Here is a 19,177-nt window from a genome sequence, read left to right as displayed (position 1 = left end):
CGAGGCCCACCGGCCGCCGGGACGATCGCGGCATGACCACACCCCTGCTCGTCCCCTTCAGCCACGGCGAACGCGGCATGGCCGACCTCCTCGGAGGCAAGGGCGCCAACCTCGCCGAGATGACGCGGCTGGGCCTGCCGGTCCCGCACGGCTTCACCATCACGACCGAGGCGTGCCGCGAGTACCTGCGCACCGGGCACCGCCCCGAGGAGCTCGACGGCCTGGTCCGAGGAGCCGTCGTCGCCCTCGAGCGCTCCACCGGCCGCACCTTCGGCGAGGGCGACCAGCCCCTGCTGGTGTCGGTTCGCTCCGGGGCGCGGTTCTCGATGCCCGGCATGATGGAGACCGTCCTCGACGTCGGGCTCACCGACGCGCTGGCCGAGCGGCTCGCCCAGCGCCAGGACCCGCGGTTCGTGTGGGACTGCTACCGGCGACTGGTCGAGATGTACGGGCGAACGGTCCTCGGGGCACCTGCGACGGTCTTCGACACCATGCGCTCGGAGGTGCTCGCCGCCCACGACGTCGCCTCGGCCGCCGAGCTCGACGCGACCGGCCTGCGCGCCCTCGTCCGCCGGTACCGCCGTGCCCTCGTGGCGGAGACGGGCGAGGACCTGCCGCAGGACCCGTGGGCGCAGCTCACGAGCTCGATCGACGCCGTCTTCAGCTCGTGGAACAGCCCGCGGGCGCGCCTGTACCGCAGCCATGAGGGCATCCCGGACACCCTCGGCACGGCGGTCACCGTGATGCAGATGGTCTACGGCAACACCGGCCCGCACTCCGGGTCCGGGGTGTGCTTCAGCCGCAACCCCGCCACGGGTGACGCCGCCCCATACGGCGACTACCTGACCGACGCGCAGGGCGAGGACGTCGTCAACGGCAGCCGCGCCACCGTACCTCTCGCCCGGCTCGCCGACCTCGAGCCGACGGCCCACCGCGAGCTGCTGTCGCACCTGTCCACGCTGGAGAAGCACTACCGCGACCTGTGCGACGTCGAGTTCACCGTCGAGGACAGCCGGCTGTGGATGCTGCAGACCCGAGTCGGCAAGCGCAGCCCGGCCGCCGCGTTCGTCATGGCCGCGGACATGGCCGAGGAGGGGCTCATCACCGAGGACGAGGCGCTGGTCCGCGTCGACGGCAACCAGCTCGAGTCGCTCCTGCACGCCCGGTTCGACGTCCCCGAAGGCACGTCGCCCCTGGTCACCGGGCTGCCGGCCAGCCCGGGAGCCGGGGCCGGGACGGCGGTGTTCGACTCGGCCACCGCCGTGGCCCGGCGCGCGGCCGGCGAGGACGTCGTCCTGTTCCGCACCGAGACCAGCGCCGAGGACCTCCCCGGCATCCTCGCCGCGATCGCGGTCGTGACCGCCCGCGGCGGACTGGCCTCGCACGCCGCCGTCGTCGCGCGCGGGTTCGGGCGCACCTGCGTCACAGGAGTCTCCGACCTCGTAGTGGACGAGGACGCGCGTGAGGCCCGCACCACGTCCGGGCAGGTCGTCCGCGAGGGCGACCTCGTCTCCGTGGACGGCACCGCCGGGGCCGTGTATGCCGGGGCGCTCGCCGTGCGGCCGAGCCCGGTGGCCGGTGGCCTCCCCACCAGCGACACCACGAGCCCAGCCCTGTCGACGACAGGGACGGCGCCGGTGGGCGACGAGGGTGCCGGCACCACCTCGCAGGCCACGACGCACGACGGTGTCGTGCTGCGGGCGGTACGACGCCTGCTCGCGCACGCCGACCAGCGGGCCGCCGTGAAGGTCCGCGTCAACGCCGAGACCGCCCCCGAGGCTGCCGAGGCCCGGGCCGCCGGCGCGACGGGGATCGGGCTGTGCCGCACCGAGCACATGCTCCTCGGCGAACGGCGCGAGCTCGTCGAACGCGTCGTCCTCGACAGCCATGCCGACGACGCGCTGGCCCGGATCGAGGCGCTCGCGCTCGACGACTTCGTCGACCTGCTGCGAGCCATGGACGGCCTGCCGGTCGTGGTGCGCCTCCTCGACCCGCCGCTGCACGAGTTCCTGCCGGACCCGACCGACCTGGCCGTCGAGGTGGCTCGGCTGGAGGCGACGGGCGCCGTGGTGCCCGACGCCCTGCCCTCGCGGCTGGAGGCCACCCGGCGCTGGGCCGAGGCGAACCCGATGCTCGGCCTGCGCGGCGTGCGCCTGCTGACAGTCCACCCCGAGCTCGTCGACGCGCACGTGCGGGCGCTCGTCACCGCCGCCACGCGCCTGGCCGCCGAGGGCCTCGACCCCCGGCCCGAGGTGATGGTGCCGCTCGTCAGCGACGTCGCCGAGCTGGCCGCTGCCCGGGAGCACATCCTCGAGGTCGCCGAGCAGACGTCCCGCGACCTCGGCTCGGACCGTCCCGCCCCGCGTGTCGGGGTCATGATCGAGCTGCCCCGGGCGGCCCTCACCGCGGACGACCTGGCCGGCCTGGCCGAGTTCTTCTCCTTCGGCACGAACGACCTCACGCAGACCACCTGGGGCATGTCCCGCGACGACGCCCAGGCGAGCTTCCTCACCAGCTACGCCACCAGCGGCCTGCTGCCCGAGGACCCGTTCGTCACCCTCGACCAGCGCGGGGTCGGCGAGCTGGTGCGCATCGCCGTCGACCGGGGTCGGGCGGCGCGGCCCGGGCTCGAGCTCGGCGTCTGTGGAGAGCACGCCGGCGACCCGGCGTCGATCCGCTTCCTCACCGGCTGCGGCGTCGACTACGTGTCGTGCTCGCCGCCACGGGTCCCGGTGGCGCGGCTCGAGGTGGGCAGGGCGACCGTGCTGCAGGAGGGCGTCTCGGCGAGCGACAGCCGGTAGCCCGCCCTCAGCGGTCGAGCTGGCGCAGGGCCGCGTCCAGCGTGGCCGCCTTGGTCGTCTCCCCCGTCGGCACCACGACGGCCTCCGGCCACGGGGCCGCCTGGGCGGCGAGCCGTCGCCCTATGGCCAGGTCCGCGTCGCCGTGCCGGTCCGGCACGTCCGCGCGCCGAAGCAGCCGCGCCTCCAGCACCTCGCGTGGCGCGGTGCACGCCAGCTCAGCGACCGGCGCGTGCGCCGTGACGCCCACCTGCCGGAACGCCGCCCGCTCGGCGGCGTCGGAGAACGACGCGTCCACGACCACCGTCTCCCCGAGCCCGAGCAGGGCCGCGGCGCGGTCCGCCAGCGAGGCATACGTCCTCGCCGTGGCCTCGCGCGTGTAGATCCCCTGCCCGAAGGCCGCCGGCGCGTGCGACGTGGGGTCCAGGCCCATCAACGCCTTCCGCTCGGGATCGCTCGCCATGAGCACCGCACCGAGCCGGTCCGCGAGCCCGGAGGACAGCGTCGACTTGCCCGAGCCGGGTCCACCGCCGACGAGCACCAGGCGCACGCGACCCTGCAGCAGGTGGGCGAGGCCGATGTCGAGCAGCTGCCGCACCTCGTCCGCGTCGGGCCCGGAGGGCAGGCCGTGGGCACCGGCCCTGATCGCCGCCACCTTCGCCCGCATGACGGCGCGGTATGCCGTGTAGTGGTGCCGCAGCGCGGGCGGCTGCCGCCGGCCGGAGAACTCCTCGTAGTCGTGGAGGAACCGCTCCCCCGCGCGCGGGTCCCCGAGCCGCTCGAGGTCGGTGGCGAGGCAGGCGGCGTCGTCGAGCACGTCCATCCAGCGCAGCTCGTCGGCGAAGTCGAGGCAGTCCAGGGCCCGCGGCCCGTCCTCGAGGCAGAACACGTCGTCGGCGAGCAGGTCGCCGTGGCCGTCCCGCACCAGGCCGGCGTCGATCCTGCTCTGCAGCAACGGAGCCCGCCCCTCCACGAACTCGAGCGCCAGCTGCTCCACCTGGTCCAGCAGCTGGGGCGGCACCGTGTCGACGGGGTGCTGGCGCAGCCCCCGCAGGTTGTCCACCCAGCGACCGCGCAGGGCCTCCGGCGAGCCGCAGGCGTCGACCGCGGCGCCGGTGCGCGCCGTCGAGTGGAAGGCCGCCAGGTCCCTGGCGAGCTGCCGGAGCGGGACCGTGACGTCGACGCCGGCCCGCACCAGGGTGGCCAGCCGCCGGTCCTCGGGCATGCGGCGCATCACCAGGAGGTGGTCGCAGACCGTGCCGCCCGCGTCCCGGACCTCGAGGGTGCCCAGGTAGACGTCGGGGGCCGTCCTGCGGTTGAGCCGCAGCTCACGGGAGATCGCCGCCGTGCGGGACTCCAGGGTCGTGAAGTCGAGGAACCCGAGGTCGACCGGCTTCTTCACCTTGTAGGCGCGGTCGCCCAGCAGCACCACGACAGCCGAGTGCGTCTCCCGCACGTCCGCCCCCCAGCCGCCACGCCCGGAGGTGCCGGCCGCAGACACCTGCCCGGTCCCCACGGGTCCACCTCCTGCCGGTGCGGGCGACGCCGGCCCACCGGTCCGTGTCGTCGGCCGCCACCTCCAGCCTCGCGGGGCGGCTCGTCCGGGTACCGGGCCGAAGGTCCCTGTTCGGGAGCCTCGACGGCCGTCACCCTTCGGGAGGGCGCCGCCGCGCACCGCGTCCGCATGTCCCCTCGCGCGACGCTCCCGACTTTGGTAGGACGAACATGACACACCTTCCGACAGGCCCAGCACTCGACGGCAGAGCTCACGAGGGGACGGCACCGATGCCACCGAACTCGCGCACGGGGACGCGGATGCTCGTGCTCGCCACGGTGGGCTTCGCGATCAACTTCTGGGCCTGGGCCCTGCTCAGCCCGCTCGGACCGCGCTTCAAGGACGTCCTGGCCCTCAGCTCTGGTCAGCAGGCGCTGCTGGTGGCCGTGCCGGTCATCGTCGGGTCACTGGGCCGGATCCCGGTCGGGGCGCTCACCGACAAGTTCGGCGGACGGGTGATGTTCCCGGTCGTGTCGGTCGCGACCATCGTCCCGGTCCTGTACATCGGCCTCCTCGGCCAGCACTCGTTCGCCGGCCTGCTCGTCGGCGGCTTCTTCCTCGGCATCGGCGGCACCGCCTTCGCCATCGGGGTGCCCTTCGTCAACGCGTGGTTCCCGCCCGAGCGCCGCGGCTTCGCCATCGGGGTGTTCGGCGCCGGCATGGGCGGCACCGCGATCAGCGCCCTGACCACGGTCAAGCTGGTGAAGGGGGTGGGCGAGACCGCCCCCTTCCTCATCACCGCCGCAGCCCTCGCGGTGTATGCCGTGGCGGCCTGGCTGCTGCTGCGCGACGCCCCGGGACGCGTGGTCCCCACGACGAGCGTGGCCACCCGGCTCGTCGCCGCCGCCCGGTTGCCCATCGCGTGGCAGGCCTGCATCCTGTACGCCGTCGCGTTCGGCGGGTACGTCGCGTTCTCGGTGTACCTGCCCGCGTACCTCAAGACGGCCTACGGCCTCGAGCAGGCGGACGCGGCCAACCGCATGGCGGGCTTCGTCCTCGTCGCCGTCGTCATGCGGCCGGTCGGCGGCTGGCTCGCCGACCGGTTCGGCCCTGTCCCGGTCCTGGCGGCCGTCTTCGGCGTCGTCGCGGGGGGCGCGGCGGTGCAGGCGGCCACGCCGGGCCTCATGCCGCTCGGCACGGCCGCGTTCCTCATCATGGCGGCCGCCCTCGGCGCAGGCAGCGGCGCCACCTTCGCGCTCGTCGCCAGGGCCGCCCCGGCGGCCCAGGTCGGGTCGGTGACCGGGCTGGTGGGAGCCGCAGGTGGTCTCGGTGGGTTCGTGCCCCCGCTCGTCATGAGCAGCGTCTACAGCAGCACCGGCTCCTACGGCTGGGGGCTCGTGCTGCTCGCCCTCGTGGCGGTCGGGTGTCTCCTGCTCACGCTCAGCGTCGTGCGGGGCACCGCCAGGGCGCAGGAGGTGCAGACCGCTCGTGTGTGAGTACTGCGGCTGCCAGGACATCGCCTCCATCGCCGAGCTCACCCGCGAGCACGACGCCGTCGTCGCCGAGATCGCCCGCGTGCGGGTGTGCGTGCGCGAGGGCGACGTCGCGGGCGCCGCGGAGGTCGCGCGGCGGATCGCCCGCATCCTCACGCCCCACACGGCCGTGGAGGAGCACGGGCTGTTCCCACACCTCGCCCACGAGTTCCCCGACCACGTCGCCGTCCTCGAGCGCGAGCACCGGGAGATCGAGGCGGTCCTGTCGCGCGCCGCGGCCGGGACGCCGAACGACCCCGCCTGGCCGGCCGAGCTGCTGACCGCGATGGAGCGCCTGCGCGACCACATCCTCAAGGAGCAGGACGGCCTCTTTCCCGCGTCCCTGTCGATCCTCGACGAGGACGCCTGGGCCTCGGTGGAGACCGCCCGGCTCGTCGCCGGCTCGGCCCTCGCGCAGCCCGCCGGACACCACGACCACGACCACCCGCACGACAACGACCACCCGCACGACCAGGACCACCCGCACGACCACACCCACGACCACCAGCACGCCTGACGAGCCCAGCAGGAGGCCCGCCCGTGACCACCACCGACGACGCGACACCCGCGGGCCTCGACGGGCCCCTCGCCGAGGCCCTCGTGGGCACCCGGCGGTTCTTCACCCGGGCGGAGGTGTCGGCCGACCGGCGCACCATCCACGCCAGGGGCGGCCGGGCGGGCGACGCGTTCTACCGCGATCGCTGGAGCCACGACAAGGTCGTCCGCTCCACGCACGGGGTCAACTGCACGGGCTCGTGCTCGTGGAAGGTGTACGTCAAGGACGGCATCATCACCTGGGAGGCGCAGCAGACGGACTACCCGTCGACCGGGCCGGACCGGCCGGAGTACGAGCCCCGCGGCTGCCCGCGGGGCGCCGCCTTCTCCTGGTACACCTACTCCCCCACCCGGGTCCGCTACCCCTACGTCCGGGGTGTCCTGCTCGAGATGTACCGCGAGGCCAAGGCGCGGCTCGGCGACCCGGTCCTGGCGTGGGCGGACGTCGTCGGCGACCCGGAGAAGGCCAGGCGCTACAAGGCCGCCCGCGGCAAGGGCGGCCTCGTCCGCGCGAGCTGGGGCGAGGCCGCCGAGATCGTCGCGGCGGCCAACGTCCACACCATCAAGCAGTGGGGACCCGACCGCATCGCCGGCTTCTCCCCGATCCCCGCGATGTCGATGGTGTCGCACGCCTCGGGTGCCCGGTTCGTGTCGCTGATCGGCGGCTCGATGCTCTCGTTCTACGACTGGTACGCCGACCTGCCCGTGGCCTCGCCGCAGATCTGGGGCGACCAGACCGACGTCCCCGAGTCCGGCGACTGGTGGGACGCCGGCTACCTCGTCATGTGGGGCTCGAACGTCCCCGTGACCCGCACCCCCGACGCCCACTGGATGGCCGAGGCGCGCTACCGCGGCCAGAAGGTCGTCGTCGTCTCCCCCGACTACGCCGACAACGTCAAGTTCGCCGACGAGTGGCTGCCGGCAGCGCCGGGCACCGACGGCGCCCTGGCCATGGCGATGGGCCACGTGGTGCTCAAGGAGTTCTTCGTCGACAAGCAGGTCGAGTACTTCGAGGAGTACACCCGCCGGTACACCGACCTGCCGTTCCTCGTGTGCCTCGAGGAGTATGCCGTCCGGCCCGCCGCCGACCCGGACGGCGCCGACGGCGGGCACCCGGCATACCGGCCGGGGAAGTTCCTCACCGCGGCCGACCTGGGCGGCGCGGAGGCGCAGGCCGAGAACGCTGCGTTCCGGACGGTGCTGGTCGACTCGGTGACCGGGCAGCACGTCGTCCCCAACGGCACGCTCGGCGACCGGTTCGGCGAGCAGGGCGAAGGCCGCTGGAACCTCGACCTCGGCGACGTCGTGCCCGCACTCAGCCTGCAGGACACCAGTGAGGGCACCGCCCTGGTCGACCTGCCGCGCTTCGACCTACCCCGCGGGCAGTCGGAGGTCGTGCGCCGGGGCGTGCCCGTGCGTCGCGTCGGCGGGCACCTCGTGACGACCGTCTTCGACCTCCTGCTGGCGCAGTACGGCGTTGCGCGAGAGGAGCTACCGGGCAGCTGGCCGTCGGGGTACGACGACCCGGACGGCCACTACACCCCGGCCTGGCAGGAGGCGATCACGGGTGTGCCCGCGCAGGCCGTCGCGCGGATCGCCCGTGAGTTCGCGCAGAACGCCGCCGACACCGGCGGCCGCTCGATGATCCTCGTCGGCGCCGGCACCAACCACTGGTTCCACTCCGACGAGACCTACCGCTGCATGCTGCTGCTGACGACCATCACCGGCTGCCAGGGGCGCAACGGCGGCGGCTGGGCCCACTACGTCGGCCAGGAGAAGGCGCGCCCCATCACCGGCTGGGCCCAGATGGCCTTCGCCCTGGACTGGGTGCGGCCGCCGCGGCAGATGATCCAGACGGCGTACTGGTACCTGCACACCGACCAGCACCACTACGACCACTACGAGGCCGGCTCGCTCGCCGGGGCGACCAGCACCGGGCAGCTCGACGGCCGGAGCACCCACGAGCTGCTGCAGCAGTCCGCCCGGCTCGGCTGGATGCCGTCGTACCCGACGTTCGACCGCAACCCGCTCGACCTCGTCGACGAGGCCGAGGGGTCCGGCCGGTCACCCGCCGACCACGTCGTCGCGGGCCTCACCGACGGGAGCCTGCGGTTCGCGTGCGAGGACCCCGACGCCCCCGAGAACTGGCCGCGGGTGCTGATGATGTGGCGCGCCAACCTCCTCGGGTCGTCGGCGAAGGGCAACGAGTACTTCCTGCGCCACCTGCTCGGGACCGACAGCTCGGTCTCCGCCCGACCGGACCGCGACGACCTGCCGGAGGGCAAGCTCGACCTGCTCTGCACGCTCGACTTCCGGATGACGAGCTCGACGATCTTCAGCGACGTCGTCCTGCCTGCGGCCACGTGGTACGAGAAGCACGACATCAACACGACGGACATGCACCCGTTCATCCACTCGTTCAACCCGGCGATCAGCCCGCCGTGGCAGACGAGGACGGACTGGGACATCTTCCTGGCGATCGCCGAGGCGTTCCAGCCCCTGGGCGCCAAGCACCTCGGCGTGCGCAAGGACCTCGTGGCCGCTCCCCTGCTGCACGACAGCCCCGACGCCATGGCCACGCCGCACGGCCGCGTGCGCGACTGGGCCCGGGGCGAGTGCGACCCCGTGCCCGGGAAGACCATGCCGAAGCTCGTCGTCGTCGAGCGCGACTACGGCGCCGTGCACGACCAGATGGTCTCGCTCGGCCCGCTCATGGACACCCTGGGCACGGCCCAGAAGGGCGTCGCGTACGACGTGAAGCGCGAGGTCGAGTACCTGCGCCACAAGAACGGCGTCGTCCGTGGCGGCGCGGGTGACGGCAGACCGTCACTGAAGGACGCCCGCCACGTCGCCGAGACGATCATGGCGTTGTCCGGCACCACCAACGGGCACCTCGCCACCCAGGGCTTCAAGACCCTCGAGAAGCGCACCGGCCACCTCCTGCACGACCTGGCGGCCGAGCACGAGGGCAAGCAGATCACCTTCGCCGACACCCAGGCCGCGCCCGTGCCGGTCATCACCAGCCCGGAGTGGTCGGGCTCGGAGACCGGCGGGCGGCGCTACTCCCCCTTCACCATCAACGTCGAGCGGCTCAAGCCGTGGCACACGCTCACCGGCCGCCAGCACTTCTACCTCGACCACGACTGGATGCAGGAGCTCGGCGAGGGACTGCCCGTCTACAAGCCACCGCTGGACATGACCCAGGTGTTCGGCGAGCCGGAGATCGGCAGCACGAGCGAGCTCGGCGTCACCGTCCGCTACCTCACGCCGCACAACAAGTGGTCGATCCACAGCGAGTACCAGGACAACCTGTTCATGCTCTCGCTGTCCCGTGGTGGCCAGGCGATCTGGATCTCCGACAAGGACGCCGCCAAGGTCGGCATCCGCGACAACGACTGGGTCGAGGCGGTCAACCGCAACGGTGTCGTCAACGCCCGCGCGGTCGTCAGCCACCGGATGCCCGAGGGCACGGTCTACATGCACCACGCGCAGGACCGGCTCATCGACGTCCCGCTCACCGAGAAGACCGGCCGGCGTGGCGGCATCCACAACTCGCTCACGCGCATCCTGGTCAAGCCGAGCCACCTCATCGGCGGCTACGCGCAGCTGTCCTTCGCGTTCAACTACCTCGGCCCCACGGGCAACCAGCGCGACGAGGTGACGGTCATCCGCCGCCGCTCCCAGGAGGTGACCTACTGATGCGGGTCATGGCGCAGATGGCCATGGTGATGAACCTCGACAAGTGCATCGGGTGCCACACCTGCTCGGTGACGTGCAAGCAGGCGTGGACCAACCGCGCCGGCACCGAGTACGTCTGGTTCAACAACGTCGAGACGCGGCCGGGCCTTGGCTACCCGCGCACCTACGAGGACCAGGACACCTGGCAGGGCGGCTGGGCGCTGACCAGCCGCGGCCGGCTGACGCTGCGCTCGGGCAGCCGGTGGCGCAAGCTCGCGAGCATCTTCTCCAACCCCAAGCTGCCCTCGATCGAGGACTACTACGAGCCCTGGACCTACGACTACGAGACGCTGCTCAGCGCCCCGGCGCAGCAGCACTTCCCCGTCGCCCGGCCGATCTCGCTCATCACCGGCAAGCCGGTCAACGTGTCGTGGTCGGCCAACTGGGACGACAACCTCGGCGGCAGCGGCGAGAACGCCGCCCGCGACGTGATGCTCCGGAACATCACCGACAAGGTGAAGCTCGAGTTCGAGCGGACGTTCATGTTCTACCTGCCGCGGATCTGCGAGCACTGCCTCAACCCCTCGTGCGCGGCGTCGTGCCCGAGCGGGGCGATCTACAAGCGCTCCGAGGACGGCATCGTCCTCGTCGACCAGGACCGGTGCCGCGGTTGGCGGATGTGTGTGTCCGGCTGCCCGTACAAGAAGGTCTACTTCAACCACCGCACGGGCAAGGCCGAGAAGTGCACGTTCTGCTACCCCCGGGTCGAGGTCGGCATCCCGACCGTGTGCTCCGAGACGTGCGTGGGCCGGCTGCGGTACATCGGGCTTGTCCTCTACGACGCCGACAAGGTGCTCGAGGCGGCCTCCGTGGAGGACGAGCACGAGCTGTATGCCGCGCAGCGTTCGGTCTTTCTCGACCCCGAGGACCCGGAGGTGCAGCGCGAGGCCGAGCTGGCCGGCATACCCCGCGACTGGGTGGAGGCCGCACGGCGGTCCCCGGTGCACGCCCTCATCTCCCGCTACGAGGTCGCGCTGCCTCTGCACCCGGAGTACCGCACCATGCCGATGGTCTGGTACATCCCGCCGCTGTCGCCGGTCGTGGACGTCGTCCGCGACACGGGCCACGACGCCGAGGACCGCGGCAACCTTTTCGCCGCGATCGACACCCTGCGGATCCCGGTGGAGTACCTGGCAAACCTGTTCACGGCCGGGGACACCGCGCCCGTCGAGGCGGTGCTGAAGAAGCTGGCGGCGATGCGGTCGTACATGCGCGACATCAACCTCGGGCGGGACCCCGACGAGTCCATCCCCCAGGCCGTCGGCATGGACGGCGAGTCGATGTACGACATGTTCCGACTGCTGGCGCTGGCCAAGTACGACGAGCGCTACGTCATCCCGACCGCCCACGCCGAGCAGGCGCACGCCCTGGAGGAGCTGGCCACCGAGTGCTCGCTCGACTACGAGGGCGGCCCCGGGATGATGGGGCAGTCCGGACCGTTCGGCGAGGGCTCGGGAGAGCTCACGCCGGTGGCGGTGGAAAACTTCCAGATGCTGCGCCAGCGGCAGACCGCCGACGACCTCAGCGGTGGGGACGCACCGGAGCCACCCGGCCGCCTGCGCGGTCGCGTCAACCTGCTCAACTGGGACGGCAAGGGCTCGCCGCGGGGCCTGTTCCCGAAGAAGCGGCCGGAGGACGACCGGTGATGCTCGGACGCAGCCGACGGACACGGGCCGCAGCGGGGCGCCTCGACGACCGGACGCTCGCCACGGCCTGGCAGGTCGTGTCGCTGCTGCTCGACTACCCGACCGAGGAGCTCGTGTCCCGCCGGCCCCTGCTGGAGTCCGCCGTCGCGCAGCTGCCAGCGTCGGTCGCCGAGCCGCTGCGCCGGTTCCTGGCCGACGTGGGCGCCTGCCCGCTCGGGCAGCTGCAGCGCGACTACGTCGAGACCTTCGACGTCACCCGCCGGTGCTCGCTCTACCTGACCTACTTCGCCCACGGCGACACCCGCAAGCGCGGGCTGGCCCTCGTGCAGTTCAAGCAGGCGTACCGGCGTGCCGGCGCCGAGCTCGACACCGACGAGCTGCCCGACCACCTCGGCGTCGTGCTCGAGTTCGGCGCCACGACGGACCTCGACGTGGCCTGGCGCCTCCTCCTCGACCACCGCGCCGGGCTCGAGGTGCTGCGGATCGCGTTGGCCGACAAGGGATCCCCGTGGCACGACGTGGTGCTCGCCCTCGTCGCCACGCTGCCGGAGCTCCAGGGCGACGACGAGGAGCAGCTCGCCGCGCTGGTCGCCGCGGGTCCCCCGTCGGAGGACGTCGGCCTCGACACCCAGCCCTACGCCCTGGACCCGCGCCTCAACCCCCGCCCCACCGAGCCGACCGAGCTCGGCCCGACCATCCCGGTAGGAGCGCCCTGATGGACACCTTTCTCTGGGTGATCGTCCCGTACACCTGCCTCGCGGTCTTCGTCGTGGGGCACTACTGGCGATGGACGTACGACAAGTTCGGCTGGACGACGCGCAGCAGCCAGCTCTACGAGAACCGGCTGCTGCGCTGGGGCAGCCCGCTCTTCCACTTCGGGCTGCTCGGCGTCGTCGGCGGCCACGTCGTCGGCCTGGTCATCCCGAAGTCGTGGACCGAGGCCGTGGGCGTGCACGAGGGGCTCTACCACTTCCTCGCCGTCACCCTCGGCGGCCTCGCCGGCCTGGCCACGCTGGCCGGGCTGGTGATCCTCGTCTACCGCCGGCGCACGGTCGGGCCCGTCTTCATGGCGACGACGCGGATGGACAAGCTCATGTACGTCTTCCTCGCCGGCGTGATCGTCCTGGGCATGTGGAACACCGTGGCCAGCAGCATCTTTGGCCACTACGACTACCGCGAGGGCGTCTCGCCCTACTGGCGCAGCATCTTCCTGTTCCGGCCGGACGCCTCGCTCATCGCAGACGCACCGGTCGGGTTCCAGCTGCACGCCCTCGTGGCGTTCGTCCTGTTCGCGCTCTGGCCGTTCACGCGGCTGGTCCACGTGTTCAGCGCCCCGGTGGGCTACCTCACCCGCCCGTACATCGTCTACCGCAGCCGCGACGAGGCACGCGAGGGCACGCGGGCACCGGCTCGCGGCTGGGAGAAGGCAGGGAGGTCACGATGAGCGCGCCACACCCCGCGGACCACGAGCCGCTCGACCTGCGCACGGCCGGCGCCGAGCTGCTGGACCAGGCGCGCAGCCAGTCCAACGGCCATGCCTCACGCCTGCTCGTCGGCGGCACGGCCCAGCGCGCCGTCCTCATGGCGCTCACGGAGGGTGCCGAGCTCGGCGAGCACGAGTCCCCTGCCGCCGCCACCTTCCAGGTCGTCATCGGCAGTGCGCGCCTGTATGCCGCCGCCGGCACGTCGTGGACCGTGCGCGCGGGCGAGCTGGTCGCCATCCCCGAGGACCGGCACGGCGCCCGGGCGCTGGAGGACTGCGTCATCCTCCTCACCGTCGCCCTGCGCTGACGCGCTCCCGCGTCCAGCCGCGCCGGCCCGCGCCGGCACGCGCTGAGCCGGGGCGACCCCTGCCGACCCGGGGCACCCGGCATACCCCCTAGGTGCGTGGGTTGGGCCACACGGGACCTAGGTCTCTCCTGCCCCGCGCCGGCGCACGGTGGAGTGGTTCGTGGGACCTGCACGGTGCAGGCCGCGAGAGGAGCTCACCATGCACGCCGTCGTCTACCACGGACCGGGCCGCAAGTCGTGGGAGGAGGTCCCCACGCCCTCGATCCAGGACGACACCGACGCCATCGTCCGGGTCGACGCGGTCACCATCTGCGGCACCGACCTGCACATCCTCAAGGGCGACGTCCCGGCGGTGACCGATGGTCGCATCCTCGGCCACGAGGCGGTCGGCACGGTCGAGTCGATCGGTGCCGGGGTCAAGAACCTCTCCCCCGGCGACCGCGTCCTCGTCTCGTGCATCACCTCGTGCGGGTCGTGCCGGTACTGCCGCGAGGGCCGGTACGGGCAGTGCCTCGGCGGCGGCGGCTGGATCCTCGGCCACCTCATCGACGGCACGCAGGCCGAGTACGTGCGGGTGCCGTTCGCCGACACCTCCACCTTCGCCATCCCCGCCGGCGTCACCGACGAGGAGGTCCTCATGTTGGCCGACATCGGCCCCACCGGGTACGAGGTCGGCGTCCTCAACGGGCACGTGCGCCCCGGTGACGTCGTCGCCGTCGTCGGCGCCGGCCCCATCGGGCTCTCCTCGATCATGGGCGCCAAGCTCTTCAGCCCCTCGCACGTCGTCGCCATCGACGTGGCCGGCTCGCGACTCGACGCGGCCAAGCGGGTCGGCGCCGACGTCGTCGTCGACGCCTCGCGGGACGACGCGCTCGAGGTGGTCCGCGGGCTCACCGACGGGCTCGGCGCCGACGTCGCGATCGAGGCCGTGGGCATCCCCGGCACCTTCGAGCAGTGTGCGGCGCTCGTGCGCCCCGGCGGCACCGTCGCCAACGTCGGCGTCCACGGCAAGCCGGCCACCCTGCACCTCGAGGACCTGTGGATCAAGGACGTCACCATCACGACCGGCCTCGTCGACACGTACTCGACGCCGACCCTGCTGCGGCTGCTCGCCAGCCGGCAGCTCGACCTCGGCCAGCTCGTGACCCACCACTTCCACCTCGACGAGTTCATGGACGCCTACGAGGTCTTCGCCAACGCGGCGGACACCCAGGCCCTCAAGGTCGTCCTCACGGCTCGGTCCTGAGAGGGGACGAAGGCCATGAAGCGCCTCGTGGTGCTCGGCGGCGGGACCGCCGGCACGATGGTCGTGAACAAGCTGCGACGCCGGCTGGACCGCCGGTCGTGGCAGATCACCGTCGTCGACCGCGACGACGACCACCTCTACCAGCCCGGGTTCCTCTTCCTGCCGTTCGGGACGTATGCCGCCGAGCAGGTCGTGCGCAAGCGGCACCGGTTCATCCCCGACGGGGTCGACCTGGTGCTCGCCGAGATCGACCGGGTCGCCCCGGAGGAGCAGGTCGTGCACCTGCAGGACGGGCGCACCCTCGCGTACGACTATCTCGTCATCGCGACGGGCACGTCGCCGCGGCCTGACCAGACGCCCGGGATGCTGGGCGAGCAGTGGCGCCGCAGCATCTTCGACTTCTACACCTTCGACGGGTCCAGGGCCCTGGCCGACGCGCTGCGCCACTTCGACCACGGCCGGCTCGTCGTCCACGTCACGGAGATGCCGATCAAGTGCCCGGTGGCGCCGCTGGAGTTTACCTTCCTCGCGGACGCCCACCTGCGCGAGCGGGGCGTGCGCGACCGCGTCGAGCTCGTCTTCGTCACGCCGCTGTCGGGGGCCTTCACCCAGCCGATCGCGTCCGCCCACCTGGGGTCGATGCTCGAGGAGCGCAAGATCCTCGTCGAGCCCGACTTCATGGTCGAGCGGGTCGACGACGAGCACAAGGCACTCGTCTCCTACGACGAGCGCGAGGTGCCGTTCGACCTGCTGGTCACGGTCCCGCTCAACATGGGCGCCGACTACGTGGCCCGGTCGGGCCTGGGCGACGAGCTGAACTACGTCCCGGTGGACAAGCACACGCTGCTCTCGACGAAGTACGACACGATCTTCGCGGTCGGCGACGCCTCCGACATCCCCGCCTCCAAGGCCGGGTCCGTCGCGCACTTCGCCGTCGACCTGTTCGTGGAGAACTTCGTGGCCCACGCCGCCGGTCGCCCGATGCCGCATTCCTTCGACGGGCACGCCAACTGCTTCGTCGAGTCCGGTGACGGCAAGGGCCTGCTCATCGACTTCAACTACGACACCCAGCCGCTGCCGGGGAAGTTCCCGCTGCCGGGGGTCGGGCCGCTGAGCCTGCTCAAGGAGACCCGCGCCAACCACCTCGGGAAGCTCGCGTTCCGCTGGATCTACTGGAACGTCCTGCTCCCCGGCCGCTACCTGCCGCTGCCCGACCACATGTCGATGACGGGCAAGCAGGTCCCGGCGGACGCACCCACGGCCGACGCATCCACGCCCGTCGTCCACATGTGACCACCAGAGAAGGAGAAGTCCGATGCCCGTCACGACCATCGCAGGCCACACGGTCCAGGTCGACCCCGAGGGCTTCCTCACGGAGTACGCCGAGTGGGACGAGGACCTCGCCAAGGCCCTCGCCGCCCAGATCGGCATCGACCTGACCGACGAGCACTGGCGCGCGATCCGGTTCCTGCGCCAGGACTTCGCCGACCAGGGCGAGACGGCGACGCTGCGGCGCATCAGCACCGTGGGCGGCATACCGGTCAAGGAGCTCTTCGCCCTCTTCCCGCAGAAGCCGGCGAAGAAGCTCGCCTACGTCGCGGGCCTGCCCAAGCCCCACGGCTGCGTCTGACCGACCGCTGCCGACCCCGACACCGTTGCACACCAAGGAGAACGCACGATGACCACCGACACAGCCCCCGCCATCATCCCCGACTTCGGCACCGAGGCGACGGCGGGCCGCAAGCTCGCCATCATCTGCTCCAAGGGGAACCTCGACATGGCCTACCCCGGCCTCATCCTGGCCAACGCCGCCCTGGGCGAGGGGGTGGAGACGCACCTGTTCTTCACCTTCTGGGGCTTCGACATGATCAACAAGAAGACGATGGGCGAGCTCAAGTTCAGCCCGCTGGGTAACACGGCGACGCACATGCCGCAGGGCCTCGGCGGCCTGCCCGGCATCACGCACATGGCGACGTCGCGGCTGCGCAAGTCGATCGCCGAGGTCGACGTCCCCGAGGTGCCGGAGTTCCTCCAGCAGATCGTCGACTCCGGCGGCCACCTGTGGGCGTGCCGCCTGTCGGCCGACATGAACCACCTCACGGAGGAGGACCTCTACGAGGAGGTGGAGGGCATCATCAGCGCCGCCGACTTCATCGAGAAGACCGACGGGGCCCAGCTGCTCTTCATCTGAGCCTGCCCCAGCCGCCCCACGGCCCCCAGCCGCCTCTCGGGTGCCTGCCCCGTGCGGCAGCGGTCCGGGTCCGCTGGGTCGTCCCCGGTGCGCCTGACGCACCCGGGACGACCCAGCCCCTCCGGGCAGGGCGCGTGCCAGCGCTCCCTGGGTGCCAACCGCACCACCGGCCCAGCGCCCTGTGCCGACGCTAGGCCGCCGTGCTCCGTCCGATACAGGACCTTGGTCCCGGTGCGTGTCCGCGAGGTGCGGCGTGTCCCTGCGGTTGCAGGGTCGTTGCGGCTGGAGGGTCGTCGGGGCGCCCGGGTCACCGCCGTCGTCGGCCCCCGCGGGGGCCGGGCGCCGGCAGGAGCCCCTCACAGTCCTCGACGCGCCCGGCACGACCAGCCACCGACAGGGCACGCAGGGCCCTGGCGTCGTCGGCGAAGCTGGGGACGTCGCTGCGCAGCGGGTGCCCGTGCGCGTCGAGCAGGCCTCCGTCGACCAGCAGGAGCGCCACGCCCGGGTGCGACTCGTGCACCAGGCCGACGACCCGGTCGAGCTCCCTGCGGCGCAGCCGCGGCGTCGGCGCCACGTCCACCACGACCGCGTCCACGCCCGGCTCCTCGCAGAGGCTGTCGAGCACTGCCGCCAGCGGACCCGCCGCGACGTCGCGCTCGAGGGCCACGACCGCCCCGCGCACCCGGGTGCCGGGGACCAGCGCCTTGACCCGTCGCTCGACGTACTGCGTGAGGTCGGGCAGCGACAGGCCGAGTGCCGGGAGACGCTTGTTGGCGCCGGCGTGCTCGCTCCACGGGTCGTTGGTCAGCAGCACCACCCGTGCGGCCGGGGAGCCGGTCCCCGTGGCGCAGAGCCGCCCGGTCGACACCAGCTCGTGCACGTCGGCGGCAGCGACGTACCACGGGGAGCCGCCGCTGGTCGGGGGTGCCTGGCCCAGCCGCGCCACGACAGGGGCACCGTGCGGCGCCTGGTGCGCCAGGGCCCGGGCGAGGGCACGGCCGCTCGTCGTGTCCGACGAGACCAGCACGACACCCACACCGGGCTCGCCCGCGAGCCACGCCGCGGCGTCCGGGACACCGACACCGACCGCGGCACCGAGGTCGACGGCGGCCGCGATGCCGACGTGGTGCCGGGCCAGTCGCGTGACCAGCTCGGTCGCGCGCCCCCGGTCGCCGACGACCGCCACGGTCCCAGGCCGCAGGTGCGCGGCCGCGGTCCCGACCCACAGGGCACCCGGCTCCCGCGTGCCGGCGACGAGGCGAGCCCCCGGACCGATGACCCGGGCGCCGATGGCGGCCGCCACGCGGGCGGCCTCGAGGACCGTCGTTGTGACCTCCTGGGCCGGACGGCCGGAACCGAGCACCACGGCCCGGGCCCCGGCACCGACGACCTCGCGGACCACGCGGGCCGGGTCGGAGACGTCCCCGACGACGGCCAGGTCGAGCAGGAGCGGCAGCTCGCCGCGGGGTCCACGGTCCAGCGGGACAGTGAGGTGCCGCACCGGCGCGCTGCTGCGGACGCGGAGCGCGCCCGCTGTTCCGGTCCACCGCTCGGGCCCGTCCTCGTGCACGACCACCACCGACTCGGGGTGGAACAACGGGTCGAGGTACTCGTGCCAGGCGATGTCGGTGCGGGCCCCCATGGCCCGGCGCAGGTCCTCCACCCGGTCCAGGTCGATCCAGACGTCGGCGACCCCCTCCTGCGCGTCGACCCGCACGTCGGGGCCCAGGTGTCGCAGGACGTCGAGCATCTGGCCGTTGGTGCTGAGCACCTGCCCGCTGAGGGTGTGCAGTCCCCGCGCGATCGACCGGTCCACGAGCCCCTCGAGCACCAGGGTGCCCACGCCGTGGCCCTGGACCCGGTCGGCGACGGCGACCGCGAACTCCGCGCTGTCCGCGTCGAGCCGGTGCGTCGACCCCACCGCGACCACGGCGTCCCCCATCGTGGCGACCAGGGCGTCCAGCGTCCGGTGCCGGTCCAGCAGGACCGCCGTGTACTCCTCCGACAGCGGGGACGCGGACAGGAAGCGCTGGTAGCTGGAGCGGGCGGACAGCCCGTCGAGCAGGCGCTGGACACGGTCCAGGTCGTCCAGCCGCGGCACCCGCAGCACCACGGGCGCACCGTCTCGCGTCAAGGTCCTCCCCGGCACCGCGCTCGCCCTCCTCCCACCCCTGCGCCAACTCTC

General features: G+C 72.7%; 14 protein-coding genes. 12 read left to right on the top strand and 2 right to left on the bottom strand.

Translation table 11 applies throughout. The features are described from left to right. Nucleotides 1-32 precede the first annotated feature (32 nt). The gene (gene ppdK, locus RKE38_RS17210; RefSeq protein WP_316008696.1) at nucleotides 33-2,801 is read left to right on the top strand and encodes a pyruvate, phosphate dikinase; all 2,769 of its coding nucleotides are present in this window, start codon (nucleotides 33-35) and stop codon (nucleotides 2,799-2,801) included. Nucleotides 2,802-2,808: 7 nt separating this feature from the next. Here the strand turns inward: ppdK and RKE38_RS17205 are convergent, their stop codons facing one another. Continuing rightward, the gene (locus RKE38_RS17205; protein WP_316008695.1) at nucleotides 2,809-4,314 is read right to left on the bottom strand and encodes an AAA family ATPase; all 1,506 of its coding nucleotides are present in this window, start codon (nucleotides 4,312-4,314) and stop codon (nucleotides 2,809-2,811) included. A 269-nt stretch (nucleotides 4,315-4,583) separates the two neighbouring features. Between RKE38_RS17205 and RKE38_RS17200 the strand changes: the two genes are divergently transcribed. The 11 genes from RKE38_RS17200 (at nucleotide 4,584) to RKE38_RS17150 (ending at nucleotide 16,992) form a co-directional block, all read left to right on the top strand. After that, nucleotides 4,584-5,789, top strand: coding sequence for an MFS transporter (locus tag RKE38_RS17200; protein ID WP_316008694.1), 1,206 nt, complete (start codon nucleotides 4,584-4,586; stop codon nucleotides 5,787-5,789). After that, nucleotides 5,782-6,342 (top strand): hemerythrin domain-containing protein, encoded by a 561-nt coding sequence (locus RKE38_RS17195; RefSeq protein WP_316008693.1) that lies wholly within the window; start codon nucleotides 5,782-5,784, stop codon nucleotides 6,340-6,342. Before RKE38_RS17200 ends, RKE38_RS17195 begins: the two co-directional genes overlap by 8 nt. 23 nt (nucleotides 6,343-6,365) lie before the next feature. Continuing rightward, nucleotides 6,366-10,079, top strand: coding sequence for a nitrate reductase subunit alpha (locus RKE38_RS17190; RefSeq protein WP_316008692.1), 3,714 nt, complete (start codon nucleotides 6,366-6,368; stop codon nucleotides 10,077-10,079). Continuing rightward, the gene (gene narH / locus RKE38_RS17185; RefSeq protein WP_316008691.1) at nucleotides 10,079-11,764 is read left to right on the top strand and encodes a nitrate reductase subunit beta; all 1,686 of its coding nucleotides are present in this window, start codon (nucleotides 10,079-10,081) and stop codon (nucleotides 11,762-11,764) included. Before RKE38_RS17190 ends, narH begins: the two co-directional genes overlap by 1 nt. After that, the gene (narJ, locus tag RKE38_RS17180; protein WP_316008690.1) at nucleotides 11,764-12,480 is read left to right on the top strand and encodes a nitrate reductase molybdenum cofactor assembly chaperone; all 717 of its coding nucleotides are present in this window, start codon (nucleotides 11,764-11,766) and stop codon (nucleotides 12,478-12,480) included. Before narH ends, narJ begins: the two co-directional genes overlap by 1 nt. After that, nucleotides 12,480-13,208 (top strand): respiratory nitrate reductase subunit gamma, encoded by a 729-nt coding sequence (gene narI / locus RKE38_RS17175; RefSeq protein ID WP_316008689.1) that lies wholly within the window; start codon nucleotides 12,480-12,482, stop codon nucleotides 13,206-13,208. Before narJ ends, narI begins: the two co-directional genes overlap by 1 nt. After that, complete coding sequence (locus tag RKE38_RS17170; protein ID WP_316008688.1) at nucleotides 13,205-13,555, top strand: hypothetical protein; 351 nt, start codon at nucleotides 13,205-13,207, stop codon at nucleotides 13,553-13,555. The genes narI and RKE38_RS17170 overlap by 4 nt, the downstream gene beginning before the upstream one ends. Before the next feature lie 199 nt (nucleotides 13,556-13,754). Beyond that, nucleotides 13,755-14,801: a zinc-dependent alcohol dehydrogenase family protein gene (locus RKE38_RS17165; protein ID WP_316008687.1), complete on the top strand. Its 1,047-nt coding sequence runs from the start codon at nucleotides 13,755-13,757 to the stop codon at nucleotides 14,799-14,801. Nucleotides 14,802-14,816: 15 nt separating this feature from the next. Continuing rightward, entirely contained in the window at nucleotides 14,817-16,094 is a 1,278-nt protein-coding gene (locus RKE38_RS17160) for an FAD/NAD(P)-binding oxidoreductase (RefSeq protein ID WP_316008686.1), read from the top strand. 22 nt (nucleotides 16,095-16,116) lie between these two features. Next, the gene (locus RKE38_RS17155; protein ID WP_316008685.1) at nucleotides 16,117-16,431 is read left to right on the top strand and encodes a TusE/DsrC/DsvC family sulfur relay protein; all 315 of its coding nucleotides are present in this window, start codon (nucleotides 16,117-16,119) and stop codon (nucleotides 16,429-16,431) included. 48 nt (nucleotides 16,432-16,479) lie between these two features. Continuing rightward, nucleotides 16,480-16,992: a DsrE/DsrF/DrsH-like family protein gene (locus tag RKE38_RS17150; protein ID WP_316008684.1), complete on the top strand. Its 513-nt coding sequence runs from the start codon at nucleotides 16,480-16,482 to the stop codon at nucleotides 16,990-16,992. Nucleotides 16,993-17,299: 307 nt separating this feature from the next. Here RKE38_RS17150 and RKE38_RS17145 read toward each other — a convergent pair whose 3' ends face one another. After that, on the bottom strand, nucleotides 17,300-19,105 hold the full coding sequence (locus RKE38_RS17145) for a GNAT family N-acetyltransferase (RefSeq protein WP_316008683.1): 1,806 nt from the start codon (nucleotides 19,103-19,105) through the stop codon (nucleotides 17,300-17,302). Nucleotides 19,106-19,177: the final 72 nt, after the last annotated feature.

Origin of the sequence: Phycicoccus sp. M110.8 (assembly GCF_032464895.1) — a bacterium.
Classification (GTDB): Bacteria; Actinomycetota; Actinomycetes; order Actinomycetales; family Dermatophilaceae; genus Pedococcus.
The sequence above is the reverse complement of the archived record's forward strand: the minus strand, read 5'-3'. Positions and strand labels throughout refer to the sequence as shown.